Raw genomic sequence first — 12,418 nt, forward strand, 5'->3', positions numbered from 1 at the left:
GCCCGGACAGTACCGTGCGCTCCGCCCGGCCGCTCCTGCCCGGCACCCCGCCGACCCGGTGCGCCCTGCCCGACGCCTCCTGTCGGGCCCGCTCTGCCCAGCCGGCCCTGCCCAGCCGGCCCTGCCCAGCCGGCCCTGCCCAGCCGGCCCTGCCCAGCCGGCCCTGCCCAGCCGGTCCTGCCCAGCCGGTCCTGCCCGGCCCGCCCTGCTCAGCCGACCGTGGTGCGCACCCGGGCCGGCAGCAGCGCGTCGAGGTCCCCGTCCAGGGCGAGGGCCGGGGTGGAGGAGCCGAGCGCGGCCTCCGGGACGCCGCGCACCGCCATCCGCAGGGCCAGCTCCGTGGTCAGCCAGGGGGTGGTGCCGTAGCCGGGGTTGCCCTGCGCCTCCAGCACCGCGGGGAAGGTACTCCCCTGGTGGGTGGTGAAGACGCCGCGGGTCGTCCAGGACCAGCCGGTGAGGACGTCCCCCGTCGGGCCGGTGCCCGCCTGCGGCAGCCGCGCCGCGAGGACGTCGGCGAGGCGGGCGCGCACCGGGTGCGGCAGGCGGCCGGCGAGCCCGACCAGGAACTGGACGACGGCCACCGCCGTGGCCGCGGCGAACCGCCCGGCGCCCGGGAGCCCTCCCGACCGGCCCAGGTCCGCGGCCTCCCGGAACGCGAGGGGGTGCGCGGCGGCCCCCGGCACGGGGCTGAGGGCCTGGGTGCGGTGGACCACCGGCGGGTTGATCGCCGCGAGCGGGCTCATGGGGGCCAGCACCCGGCCGCCGGCGGTCCGGGCGCGCAGGCGCAGCGGGCTGGTGCGGCGCACCGCACCGGGGTCGGCGGCGGTGCCGGTGCCGGGTGCCGGCGCGGGAAGGCGTGCGGCCACGTCCCCCATCCGGGCGGGGTCGGGATCCCGCAGGACCTCGACGAGGCTCTGCAGGGTCCCACCTGAGGCCGACTCCGAGAACCCGGTCCCCGGCGGGGTGCGCACGGAGGTCACGAGGTCCGCGGTGCGCAGGGTCTCGCCGCGGGCGGCGGCGTGCCGGCGGGCGGCGTCCACGAGCACGTCGGCGGGCAGGGCCTCGAAGCCGGCCGTGTGCACCAGGGCCACCCCGACGGCCCGCGCGGGGGTGTCCAGGTCCCGGTCGGTGCGGTGGGCCAGCTGCGACTCGCCGGTCAGGTCCAGGTAGTGGGCGCCCTCCGCGACGCACGCGGCCAGCACCGGCGGGGCCAGCCTGGTGTAGGGGCCGGCCAGGTTGACCAGGACGTCGGTCCGCCGCACGAACGCGCGCAGGGACCCGGGGTCCGTCACGTCGGCGGGCACGATCTCGGGCACGGGGATCCCGCGCTCGGCGCACAGGGCGCGCACGCGCTCGGGGTCCCGGGCGCCGACGACGACGTCGACTCCCGCCTCGGGCGCCCGCGCCACGAGGTGGGCCAGCGCCACGCGCCCGGTGATGCCGGTGGCCCCGAGCAGGCCCACGACGGGCCCGGGGTTCTGGGTGGAGTCCATCCGGTCACTCTAGGCGACCGTCCCGGTCAGGCCTTTTCCGAAGCCGGCTCCCAGGTCCGTCCCCTACCGTGGTGGGCAAGGATCCGCGCCCTTCGAGAAAGGTCCTCCCGTGAGCACCTCCCCCGTCCGCGCCCCTGCCGGACCCGCCCGGCCGACCGCCGGGGATCGCACCCGCCAGGTCGTGGTCACGGTCAACGAGATCGCGTGCGTGCTGGGCACCCTGGTGGGGATCGGACTGTTCGGCACCCGGGTCGAGGAGTCCTCCGGCGGCAGCCTCGCCGCGGACGCCACCCTGCTCGCCCCGGCGGGCACGGCGTTCTCCATCTGGTCGGTGATCTACCTGGGCCTGTTCGCGTACACCGTCTGGCAGTGGCTGCCCTCGCGCGCCGCCGACCCACGTGCCCGCGCCACCGGCTGGCTCGCCGCGGTCTCCATGCTCCTCAACGCCGGCTGGCTGCTGGTCACCCAGCAGGGGTGGATCTGGGTCAGCGTCGGCGTCATCGTCGTCCTGGTCCTCGTCCTGGGCCTGCTGGTGCAGCGCCTGGCCGAGCTGCCGGACCCGGGCACCCGCCTGGACCAGCTCGTGGTGGACGGCACGTTCGGGCTGTACCTGGGCTGGGTCGCCGTCGCGACGGCGGCCAACGTCGCGGCCGCCCTCGTCGCCTCGGGCGTGCGCCAGGAGGGGCCGGGCGCGGAGTGGATCGGCGTGGCCGTGGTGCTCGTGCTGGCCGCGGTGCTGGCGTGGATCCAGCACCGGGTCGGCGGGCGCTGGGCCGTGGCCGCCGCCTCGGCGTGGGGCCTGTCCTGGATCGCGGTCGGCCGGGCCCTGGACGAGCCGCAGTCGCTGACCCTGGCCTACGGCGCGGCCCTCGCCGCCGTGCTGGTGGTGGTCGCCACGGCGCTCGCGCGCGGGCGCGCCCCGGCGCCCGGGGCGGCCCCGCACGCGGCGGGGCGCTCGGACCGCGGTGCGCAGACGGTGACCGCGCGGAACTAGGACGCCGGCCGCACGACGCCAGGACGGCAACCGCACGGCGCCAGAACGTCAACTGCGCAGGACCAGGACACCGACCGCACGAACCCAGGACAGTGACCGCACGGAACTAGGACAGCGACCGCACGAGGTCAGGACACCGCCGACCGCACAGGGCTAGGACACCGACCGCTCCTCGAGGTCCTCCCCGGCCCGCGCCCGCACCACGGCGTCCACGGCGCGGATGAAGCCCAGGTGGCTGAACGCCTGCGGGAAGTTCCCGGCCAGCCGCCCGGTGCCGGGGTCGAACTCCTCGGCGTAGAGGCCCAGGTCGTTGGCGTAGCCGGCCAGCTGCTCCAGCAGCGCCCCGGCGTCGTCCACCCTCCCGCTGCGCGCGTACTGCTCGACGAGCCAGAACGTGCAGATGAGGAACGGGTACTCCCCGCCCTCCAGCCCGTCCAGCCCGGAGGCCGTCCGGTACCGGTGCACCAGCCCGTGCTGGCCGCGCAGATCGGCCTCGATCCGGGCGACGGTGCCGAGCATCCGAGGGTCGTCGTAGGCCACGAACCCGGTGTGCGGCAGCTGGAGCAGGGAGGCGTCGACCTCGGTGCTGCCGTAGGTCTGGGTGAAGGTGTTCAGCTGCTCGTCGAAGCCGCGCTCCATGATCTCGGTGCACAGCCGCTCCCGCAGCTCGCGCCACCGCTGCACCGGCCCGCCGAGACCGTGCTCCTCCACCGCACGGATGCCCTGGTCGAAGGCCGCCCACATCATGGCCCGCCCGTGCACGAAGAACGCCGGGTCCCCGCGCATCTCCCAGATGCCGTGGCCGGGACGGTCGTAGTGGTGCTCGCAGAAGCGCAGCAGGTTCTTCTGCAGCTCCCACGAGGAGGTGTCCTCCTCGATCCCGGCGTCGCGCAGGGCGGCCAGCGCCAGCATGACCTCCCCCACGACGTCGGCCTGGTACTGGCCCACGGCCCCGTTGCCGATCCGCACCGGGGCGGAGTCCTCGTACCCGGCGAGGTGGCTCAGCTCGGTCTCGGCCAGCCGCCGCTCCCCCGCCAGGCCGTACATGATCTGCACCTGGTCGGGGTCCCCGGCCACGGCCCGCAGCAGCCAGTTGCGCCAGTGCAGGGCGCCGTCGGTGAAGTCGTGGGCGACGAGCACCTCGATGGTCAGGGCCGCGTCGCGCAGCCAGGTGTAGCGGTAGTCCCAGTTGCGCACTCCCCCGAACTCCTCCGGCAGGGAGGTGGTGGGGGCGGCCACGATCCCGCCGGTGCCGCGGTGGGTGAGCGCGCGCAGCACGAGCAGGGAGCGCAGCACGGCCTGCTCATGGCGTTTGTGCGTGCTCACGTGCGAGGACCACTCGGTCCAGAACCTGACCGCCTGGTCCAGGGCCCGGGCGGGGTCCACCGGCCGGGGCAGCGGGTGATGGGACTCGTGCCAGGTCAGGGCCCAGTCCAGGGACTCCCCGGCGGAGAGCGCGAACCGCCCGGTCAGCCGGTCGGAGACCCCGCCGGCGTCGTCGTCGGGCCGGCCGGGCTCCTCCGGCGCCGCGCCCCGGGGCGGCTCGGCCGGCGCGGCCCCGTGGGCGTGCAGCATGGGCCCGGTCAGCAGCAGGGCGTCGGGGCCGGCGATCGAGAGCAGCCCGCAGGTGCCGTCCGCGTCCACCTCGACCCGCCGGGTCCAGGGCAGGGCGCGGTTGTAGTCGAAGCGGATCCGCAGGTCGTGCTCCACCTCCACCGTTCCGGCGGTGCACTCCACCCGGCGCACCAGGTCGGCGTGGTCGGGGTGGCCCTCCGGCCCGCCCGGGGGCAGGAAGTCGGTGACCACGGCGGTGCCGGTGGGGGTGCGCCACGTGGTCTCGAGCACGAACGTGCGGGGCAGGTAGCGGCGGGAGGCGACCTCGCCGCCGACGGCGGAGAGCTTCCAGCGCCCGTCCTCGGGGCCGCCGAGCAGGGCGGCGAAGACCGACGGGGAGTCGAACCGGGGGAAGCACAGCCAGTCGATGCTGCCCTCCCGGGACACGAGCGGTCCGGTGTGCAGGTCGGAGAGGAGGGCGTAGTCCTCCAGGGGCGTGGACGGGGGCCGCGGGGGTTCGTCGCTCATGGGCCCATTCAACCAGCCGGGGTGCTCCGGCCCCCGGACACGGCCAGGTCGTGGGCGAGGACGGCGAGCTCGAGCAGCAGCCGGCCCCGCGGTTCCTGCGGGCTGCACCCGGTCAGCTCCACGAGCCGGCGGCTGCGGTAGATCACGGTGTTGCGGTGGCAGAACAGCTCCTCCGCCGCGGACGTCGGCGAGCCGCTGTGCCGCAGGAGCGCCCGCAGCGTGTCCAGCAGCGTGGTGCGCTGGTGGGCCGGCAGGGCGAGCACCGGGGCCAGGACCTGCTCGACGATCATCGAGCCCACCTCCGGGCTCGTCTCGAGCAGCAGCTCCGGCAGGCGGGCCGAGGCCCACACGAGCCGCCGCGCCCCCACCGGCAGGGTCGCGGCGGCCCGGGCGGCCAGCCGGAAGGCGGCCGCGGTGTCCGCCATGCCCTGCCGGGCCAGGGCCACCCCCACCCGGCCCTCGACGGCCGGGCGCAGCAGGTCGCTCAGCCACGCCTCGTCGGCGCCCTGCATGGCGACCACCCCGTAGAGGGCGCCGTCGCGCACGCCCCAGCGGGAGGTCCCGCCCATCCGTTCCACCCGGTCCTCGGGGTGGTGCAGGGGCTCGCTGTGCGGGTCCTCCACGACGGCGACGACGCAGGCCACCGGGGCGTCGGCGCGGATCCCGAGGATCTGCTCGGCCTGGGCGGCGAACTCGGGGTCGGCGGCCCGGCCCTCGAGCAGGCCCGCCAGGTAGTTCTCCTGCCGGCGCAGGTCCCGCAGCTCCTGCCGGGCGGTCTCCCGCCGGTAGGCCTCGCTCATGACCTCGCTCTGCACCCCCAGGTCGTGCCACAGCCGGCGGCCGGCGGTGACGAGCTCCTCGGCGGTGATCTCGGCCCGGCCGTCCCGCACCCGCTCGGTCATCGCCTCCCAGAGCAGCAGGTTCCCGGTGGTGTAGGCGGACAGCACCGCCTCCAGCGGGACGCCCTGGCGGGCCCGCTCGATGCCCGTGTCCCGCCACACGTCGACCGCGCGGGCCGCGCCGCCGTCGTCGTCCGCGCGCCCGGCGAGGATGCGCAGGCCCCGGCCGACGTGCTCGCGGGTGCTCCGGCGCAGCAGCGCCCGCAGCTCCGGGGTGGACCAGCCGCCGCCGGCCGGGTCCTTCGCGAGCAGCACCGCGGTGATCCCGTCGGCGATCCGGTCCGCGTCCGCCAGCATCCCGGTCCAGGCGCGGCGGAGCCGGTCCTGCCCGCCGGGCTGCGCCGCGTCCTGTGCCTCGCTGTGCTCCATCGCTCCACGATCGCACGCACTGCACAGTCCGGACCACTGAAGGGCCACGGCTGCACAAGGATCTTCGTGCACCGCGCCCATGTACCGGCTGTGATGCGGAGCACAGGATGGTGGCGAGCGCCCATGCCCGCCCGAGCCCAGGAGCACCCCATGACCCAGACCGTGACCGCGCCCCGGACCTCCGTGCTGGAGGACCACGACATCTACCGGCTCGACGCCCGCCTCACCGACGCGGAGCGCGCGGTCCGCGACAAGGTGCGCGCCTTCGTCGACGCGGAGGTCCGCCCCGTCATCAACGACTACTGGGAGCGCGCCGAGTTCCCCTTCGAGCTGGTCCCGAAGCTCGCCGAGCTCGGCGTGGCCGGCACGGCCATCGAGGGCCACGGCTGCCCGGGGATGAGCCGGATGGCCGGGGCCCAGGTGTCCCTGGAGCTGGCCCGCGGGGACGGCTCGATCAACACGTTCTTCGGGGTGCACTCCGGCCTGGCCATGGGCTCGATCAACGCTCTCGGCTCGGAGGAGCAGAAGCAGCGGTGGCTGCCGGCCATGGCCCGCCTCGAGCGGATCGGCGCGTTCGCGCTCACCGAGCCCGAGCACGGCTCGGACTCCGTGGCCCTGGAGACCAGCGCCCGGCGCGAGGGCGACACCTGGGTGCTCGACGGCGCGAAGCGCTGGATCGGCAACGCCTCCTACGCCCACGTCGTGATCATCTACGCCCGGGACGTCGCGGACGGCCAGGTCAAGGCCTTCGTGCTCGAGCGCGAACCGGACGCGGAGTTCCCCGCCGGGTTCCGGCCCACCGTGATCACCGGCAAGATCGGCAAGCGCGCGATCCTGCAGCCGGACATCGTCATCGAGGACCTGCGCATCCCCGAGGCGAACCGCCTGCAGCGCTGCGACTCCTTCAAGGACGTCAACAAGGTCCTCAACGCCACCCGCGGCGGGGTGGCGTGGGAGGCCCTCGGCCACGCGATCGCCGCCTACGAGATCGCCGTCCGCTACGCCGGCGAGCGCAAGCAGTTCGGCCGGTCGATCGGCAGCTACCAGCTCGTGCAGAACAACCTGGCCAACATGCTCGCCGAGACCACGGCGATCAAGCTGATCTGCTTCCGGCTCGTCGAGCTCCAGGACGAGGGCGCCCTCACCGGCCCCATGGCCTCCCTGGCCAAGCTCACGGCGGCCAAGAAGGCCCGCTGGGTCGTCTCCACCGCCCGCGACGTCCTGGGCGGCAACGGGCTCCTGCTCGAGCACGACGTCGCCCGCCACCTCACCGACATGGAGGTGGTCTACACCTACGAGGGCACCGACTCCATGCAGTCCCTCATCGTCGGCCGCGCGATCACCGGCGTCTCGGCCTTCGCCTGAGCGCCGCCCGGCCCCCCGCTCACCCCACCGGAAGGAACCCCGTGCCCGAAGCAGTCATCGTCTCCGCCGTCCGCTCCCCCATCGGCCGCGCCCGCAAGGGCTCCCTGCGCGAGATGCGCGCCGACGACATGGCGGCCCAGATGGTCCGCGCCGCCCTCGCCGAGGTCCCCGAGCTCGACCCCTCGGAGATCGACGACCTGATCCTGGGCTGCGGCGTCCCCGAGGCGGAGTCCGGACAGAACCTCGGCCGTCTCGTGGCCGTCCGCGCCGGCCTCGACGACGTCCCGGGGACCACGATCACCCGGTTCTGCTCGTCCAGCCTGCAGACCACCCGCATGGCCATGCACGCGATCCGGGCCGGTGAGGGCAGCGTGTTCCTCTCGGCCGGGGTGGAGGCCACGAGCCGCCTCGGCCGGGGCCGCTCGGACGAGGACACCCGCAACCCGTACTTCCGGCAGGCGTGGGAGCGCTCGGACCGGCGTGCCGCGGGCGGCGCCGGGACGTGGCAGGACCCCCGGGACGACGGCGGGGTCCCGGACATCTACATCGCCATGGGCCAGACCGCGGAGAACGTCGCCCAGCTGCGCGGCGTGTCCCGGGAGGCGCAGGACGCCTACGCGGTGCGCTCGCAGAACCGCGCGGAGCAGGCCCAGGCCAGCGGCTTCTGGGACCGGGAGATCGCCCCGCTCACCCTGCCGGACGGCACGCTCGTGACGCGCGACGACAGCCCCCGCGCCGGCACCACGCTCGAGGCGGTCGCCCAGCTGAACCCGGTGTTCCGGCCCGACGGGACGGTCACCGCCGGCAACGCGTGCCCCATGAACGACGGCGCCGCCGCGCTGGTGATCATGAGTGACACCCGGGCCAAGGAGCTGGGGCTCACTCCGCTCGCCCGCATCGTCTCGACGGGGCTGTCCGCCCTCTCGCCCGAGATCATGGGCCTGGGCCCGGTCGAGGCGTCCCGGCAGGCGCTGGCCCGGGCGGGGATGAGCATCGACGACGTGGACCTCGTGGAGCTCAACGAGGCCTTCGCGGCCCAGGTGCTGCCCTCCGCCGAGGACCTGGGCGTCCCCGAGGACAAGCTCAACGTCAACGGCGGGGCCATCGCGCTGGGCCACCCGTGGGGCATGACCGGCGCCCGGATCACCACCACCCTGCTGAACGGGCTGCGCCAGCACGACCGGCAGATCGGCCTGGAGACGATGTGCGTGGGCGGTGGCCAGGGCATGGCGATGATCGTGGAGCGTCTCTCGTGAGCGGGGCCACCGGCTCCCGCTGCCGGCGCTTCGAGGACCGGGTCGCCGTGGTCACCGGCGCGAGCCGGGGCATCGGCCTCGGCATCGCCGAGCGGCTCGTGGCCGAGGGGGCCCAGGTCTGCCTGACGGCCCGGAAGCCCGAGGCGCTGGAGGCCGCCGTGGAGTCCCTCGGCGGGCCCGGGCGGGCGATCGCGGTGCCCGGCCAGGGCAGCGACCCCGACCACCACGCGGAGGTCGTCGAGCGCACCCTGGAGGCCTTCGGCCGGCTCGACCATCTCGTGAACAACACGGGGATCAACCCCGTGTACGGCACCCTCGACGAGCTCGACCACGCGGCGGCGCGCAAGATCCTCGAGGTCAACGTGCTCGGCACGCTCTCGATGACCCGCACCGCTGTGCGCGCGGGACTCGGCGCCCACGGCTCGGTGGTCAACGTCGCCTCCGTGGCGGGCACGCGCCCGGCCCCGGGCATCGCGTTCTACGGGGCCACCAAGGCCGCCGTGCTGCACCTCACCGAGGAGCTGGCCCTCGAGCTGGCCCCGCAGGTGCGGGTCAACGCGGTGGCCCCGGCGATCGTGCGCACCCGGTTCGCGGCGGCGCTGCTGGCCGAGGGCGAGGAGCAGGTCGCCGCGGGCTATCCGCTCGGCCGGATCGGCACCCCCGCCGACGTCGCCGCCGCCACCGCCTTCCTGCTCTCCGAGGACGCGTCCTGGATCACCGGGCGCACCCTCGTGCTCGACGGCGGATCGGGCCTCAACGGTCCGCTCTGAGCGCCCACATCCCGCGGATCGACCACCGCGGTCCGCCCGGCGGAATCACCCACCGGACCCACCCACCGGAAGCACCAGCCGGAATCACCCGACCGGCACGCCCGGCCGACTCCAGGAGGACCCATGACCACGCACCAGCGCACCGCCGTCGTCACCGGCGCGGCCCGCGGCATCGGCGCCGCGCTCGCGCAGCGGCTCGCCGCCGACGGGATGGCCGTCGCCGCCGTCGACCTCTCCGCCGACGCGTGCTCCGACGTCGTCGAGGCCATCACCGCGGCCGGGGGCACGGCCCGGGCCTACGCCGCGGACGTCGCCGACGAGGCGTCCGTCGCCGGGCTCGTCGAGGCCGTGGCCGCCGAGCTCGGCCCGCCCACCGTGCTCGTCAACAACGCCGGCGTGCTGCGGGACAACCTGCTGTTCCGGATGAGCGCCGACGACTGGGACACGGTGATGAACGTCCACCTGCGCGGGCACTTCCTCATGTCCCGCGCCGTGCAGGCGCACATGACGGAGCAGGGCTGGGGGCGGATCGTCAACATCTCCTCGACCTCGGCCCTGGGCAACCGCGGGCAGGCCAACTACGCGGCCGCCAAGGCCGGCATCCAGGGCTTCACGAAGACCCTCGCGATCGAGCTCGGGAAGTTCGGCGTCACCGTCAACGCGATCGCCCCGGGGCTGATCGAGACCGCGATGACGCGGGCGACCGCGGAGCGGATGGGCGTGCCCTACGAGCAGTTCGTCGAGAAGGCCGCCCAGCAGATCCCGGTGGCCCGGACCGGCACCCCCGAGGACATCGCCGCGGCGGCGTCCTTCTTCGCCCGCGAGGACGCGTCCTTCGTCTCCGGGCAGGTGCTCTACGTCGCCGGCGGACCCCGCGCCTGAAGACCGGCCGGGCCGGATGTCCGGCCCGGCCGGCTTCCCACCCCCGGCCGGCTTTCCACACCGGCCGGCGACGGCACCAGGTTCCCGGCCGGGGCAGTCCCCGCCACCTCCGGACCCGACCGCAGCGGCACCGGCCGCAGGCCGTCCGGCCAGCAGGCCGCCCGGACGGCAACTCGTCCGGACAGCAGCCGATCCACAGAACAGGAAAGAGCAGATGCAGACCTACACCGGGATCGACGAGTACGCCGCGGCGCTCGGCACACACCTGGGCCACAGCGCGTGGCGGACCGTCACGCAGGAGCAGGTGGACCTCTTCGCCGACGCCACCGACGACCACCAGTGGATCCACACCGACCCGGAGCGGGCCCGGTCCGGGCCCTTCGGCGGGCCGATCGCGCACGGCTTCCTCACCCTCTCGCTGGTGCCCGCGTTCCTGCGTGAGATCTACCGGGTGGAGGGCCTGTCCATGGTGGTCAACTACGGCTCCGACAAGGTCCGCTTCCCCCGCCCGGTGCCCGTGGGCTGCCGGGTCCGCGCGGGCGCCGAGCTGCTCGGCCTCGAGCGCGGCCCGCAGGGCGCCCGGGCCACCGTACGGGTCACGGTGGAGGTCGAGGACTCCGACCGGCCCGCCTGCGTGGCCGAGATCGTCTCGCTGCTGCGCCCGTGACGGGCCGAGCGGCGCCCGCCCGGCCGCGACCGCGGAGCCGAACGCCCCGACCGGCTCCAGCACCGCATCCATGACCGATTCCTCGACCGACGTCAGGAGCACCCGATGAGCTTCAACGTGTCCGTGATGCTGCGCGAGACCGCGATGGCCACCCCCGAGAAGGCGTGCGTGGTGCTCGGGCGGCGCAGCTGGAGCTTCAGTGAGGTGGACGCGGCCGCCGACCTCGTGGCCGCGAACCTGCGCGCCCTCGGGCTCGCGCCGGGCACGGCGGTCGGGGTCCAGCTGCCCAACGTCCCGCAGTTCCTCTTCGCGTACTTCGGGATCACCCGGGCGGGGTGCGTCATGGTCCCCATGAACCCGCTGCTCACGGCCCGCGAGGTCGCCCACCAGCTGCGCACCGCGGACTGCGAGCTGCTGGTGACCACGAACGCGGTGGCCGCCGAGGCCCTCGCCGGTGCCCGCGGGGCCGGGGACGTCGCCGTGTACGTCGTGGACACCGGTACGGGCTCCCGCCCGGAGGGCACCCGCGACTTCGCCGAGCTGCTCGACCGCCGCCCGTCCGTGGACGCCGCGGCGACCGCGGCCGACGACACGGCGGTGATCATCTTCACGAGCGGGACGACCGGCGCCCCCAAGGGCGCGGAGCTGACCCACTTCGGGATCTACATGAACTCGACGGCCTCGGCGGAGCGCGTGCCGGTGGACCCGGACGGCACGGTGCTGGCGGTCCTGCCGTTCTTCCACGTGTACGGGCTCACCAGCGTGCTCAACATCGGGGTGCGCTTCGGGGTGACGCTGGTCCTGCTGCCGCGGTTCGACCCCGTGGCGGCGATGGACCTGATCGAGCGGCACCGGGTGGTGCGGTTCTCCGCCGTCCCCACCATGCTGATCGCGATGCTGGAGGCGGGCACCGCGGGCCGGGACCTCTCCAGCGTGGAACGGGTGACCTCCGGGGGCGCCGCCCTGCCGGGCGAGGTCCTGCGCCGCTTCGAGACCGAGTTCCCGAACGCCACGGTCCTGGAGGGCTACGGGCTGTCCGAGTCCACGAGCTCCGTCTCGGTCAACGTCTCGCGGGAGGAGCGCAAGGTGCTCTCCATCGGCAGGCCCCTGTGGGGCACGCAGTGCCGCGTGGTCGACGACGAGGGCACCGTCCTGCCGCCCGGCCCCGAGCACGTCGGCGAGCTGCTCTTCAGAGGACCCACGATCATGAAGGGCTACCACGGGGACCCCGAGGCCACGGCGGCGGCCCTGCGGGACGGGTGGCTGCACACCGGGGACCTGGGCTGGATGGACGAGGACGGCTTCGTCTTCGTGGTGGACCGCAAGAAGGAGCTCATCATCCGCGGCGGGTACAACGTCTACCCCCGAGAGGTCGAGGAGGTGATCGCCACGCATCCCGCGGTGTCCGAGGTGGCCGTGGTCGGCCGGCCCCATCCCCGGCACGGGCAGGAGATCGTCGCGGTCGTCAGCCCCCGCCCCGGCACGGCGGTCAGCGCGGAGGAGATCGTGGCGCACGCCCGGCGCTCGCTGGCCGCCTACAAGTATCCCCGGGAGGTCGTCGTCCTCGCCGAGCTGCCGAAGACGGCCACGGGCAAGATCCGCAAGCGGGACCTGGCCGCGGACGTGGCCGCGGAGGGGTGA

The 12,418-nt window shown here is 74.9% G+C and carries 10 protein-coding genes; 7 read left to right on the forward strand and 3 right to left on the reverse strand.

All coding sequences use genetic code 11. The features are described from left to right. Window positions 1-209: 209 nt before the first annotated feature. Window positions 210-1,493, reverse strand: a complete 1,284-nt coding sequence (locus tag AYX06_RS10280; protein ID WP_062735686.1) for a saccharopine dehydrogenase NADP-binding domain-containing protein — start codon at window positions 1,491-1,493, stop codon at window positions 210-212. A gap of 109 nt (window positions 1,494-1,602) precedes the next feature. Here AYX06_RS10280 and AYX06_RS10285 point away from each other — a divergent pair, with 109 nt between their 5' ends. Next, window positions 1,603-2,487, forward strand: a complete 885-nt coding sequence (locus AYX06_RS10285; protein ID WP_062735687.1) for a tryptophan-rich sensory protein — start codon at window positions 1,603-1,605, stop codon at window positions 2,485-2,487. 153 nt (window positions 2,488-2,640) lie between these two features. Here the strand turns inward: AYX06_RS10285 and AYX06_RS10290 are convergent, their stop codons facing one another. Beyond that, a complete protein-coding gene (locus tag AYX06_RS10290; protein WP_062735688.1) occupies window positions 2,641-4,569 on the reverse strand; it encodes a glycoside hydrolase family 15 protein in 1,929 nt (642 codons plus the stop codon). An 8-nt stretch (window positions 4,570-4,577) separates the two neighbouring features. Continuing rightward, a complete protein-coding gene (locus AYX06_RS10295) occupies window positions 4,578-5,837 on the reverse strand; it encodes a PucR family transcriptional regulator (protein WP_062735689.1) in 1,260 nt (419 codons plus the stop codon). Window positions 5,838-5,987: 150 nt separating this feature from the next. Between AYX06_RS10295 and AYX06_RS10300 the strand changes: the two genes are divergently transcribed. From AYX06_RS10300 to AYX06_RS10325, 6 genes are all read left to right on the forward strand, one after another. Continuing rightward, window positions 5,988-7,202 carry an acyl-CoA dehydrogenase family protein gene (locus tag AYX06_RS10300; protein ID WP_062735690.1) on the forward strand — a complete coding sequence of 405 codons (1,215 nt, stop codon included), beginning with the start codon at window positions 5,988-5,990 and terminating at the stop codon, window positions 7,200-7,202. 41 nt (window positions 7,203-7,243) lie between these two features. Continuing rightward, the gene (locus AYX06_RS10305) at window positions 7,244-8,458 is read left to right on the forward strand and encodes an acetyl-CoA C-acetyltransferase (RefSeq protein WP_062735691.1); all 1,215 of its coding nucleotides are present in this window, start codon (window positions 7,244-7,246) and stop codon (window positions 8,456-8,458) included. Further along, window positions 8,455-9,228, forward strand: coding sequence for an SDR family oxidoreductase (locus AYX06_RS10310; RefSeq protein ID WP_062735692.1), 774 nt, complete (start codon window positions 8,455-8,457; stop codon window positions 9,226-9,228). Before AYX06_RS10305 ends, AYX06_RS10310 begins: the two co-directional genes overlap by 4 nt. Window positions 9,229-9,351: 123 nt before the next feature. Then, window positions 9,352-10,110, forward strand: a complete 759-nt coding sequence (gene fabG, locus AYX06_RS10315; protein ID WP_062735693.1) for a 3-oxoacyl-ACP reductase FabG — start codon at window positions 9,352-9,354, stop codon at window positions 10,108-10,110. Window positions 10,111-10,324: 214 nt separating this feature from the next. Continuing rightward, window positions 10,325-10,777, forward strand: a complete 453-nt coding sequence (locus AYX06_RS10320; RefSeq protein WP_062735694.1) for a MaoC family dehydratase — start codon at window positions 10,325-10,327, stop codon at window positions 10,775-10,777. Window positions 10,778-10,882: 105 nt separating this feature from the next. Beyond that, entirely contained in the window at window positions 10,883-12,418 is a 1,536-nt protein-coding gene (locus AYX06_RS10325; protein WP_062735695.1) for an AMP-binding protein, read from the forward strand.

This window comes from Kocuria turfanensis (assembly GCF_001580365.1).
Taxonomy (GTDB): Bacteria; Actinomycetota; Actinomycetes; order Actinomycetales; family Micrococcaceae; genus Kocuria; species Kocuria turfanensis.

Coding starts and splice junctions, on each gene's coding strand:
- AYX06_RS10325 (WP_062735695.1), top strand. CDS start 10,883: ATGAGCTTCAACGTGTCCGTGATGCTGCGCGAGACCGCGATGGCCACC.
- AYX06_RS10295 (WP_062735689.1), bottom strand. CDS start 5,837: ATGGAGCACAGCGAGGCACAGGACGCGGCGCAGCCCGGCGGGCAGGAC.
- fabG (WP_062735693.1), top strand. CDS start 9,352: ATGACCACGCACCAGCGCACCGCCGTCGTCACCGGCGCGGCCCGCGGC.
- AYX06_RS10280 (WP_062735686.1), bottom strand. CDS start 1,493: ATGGACTCCACCCAGAACCCCGGGCCCGTCGTGGGCCTGCTCGGGGCC.
- AYX06_RS10290 (WP_062735688.1), bottom strand. CDS start 4,569: ATGAGCGACGAACCCCCGCGGCCCCCGTCCACGCCCCTGGAGGACTAC.
- AYX06_RS10300 (WP_062735690.1), top strand. CDS start 5,988: ATGACCCAGACCGTGACCGCGCCCCGGACCTCCGTGCTGGAGGACCAC.
- AYX06_RS10320 (WP_062735694.1), top strand. CDS start 10,325: ATGCAGACCTACACCGGGATCGACGAGTACGCCGCGGCGCTCGGCACA.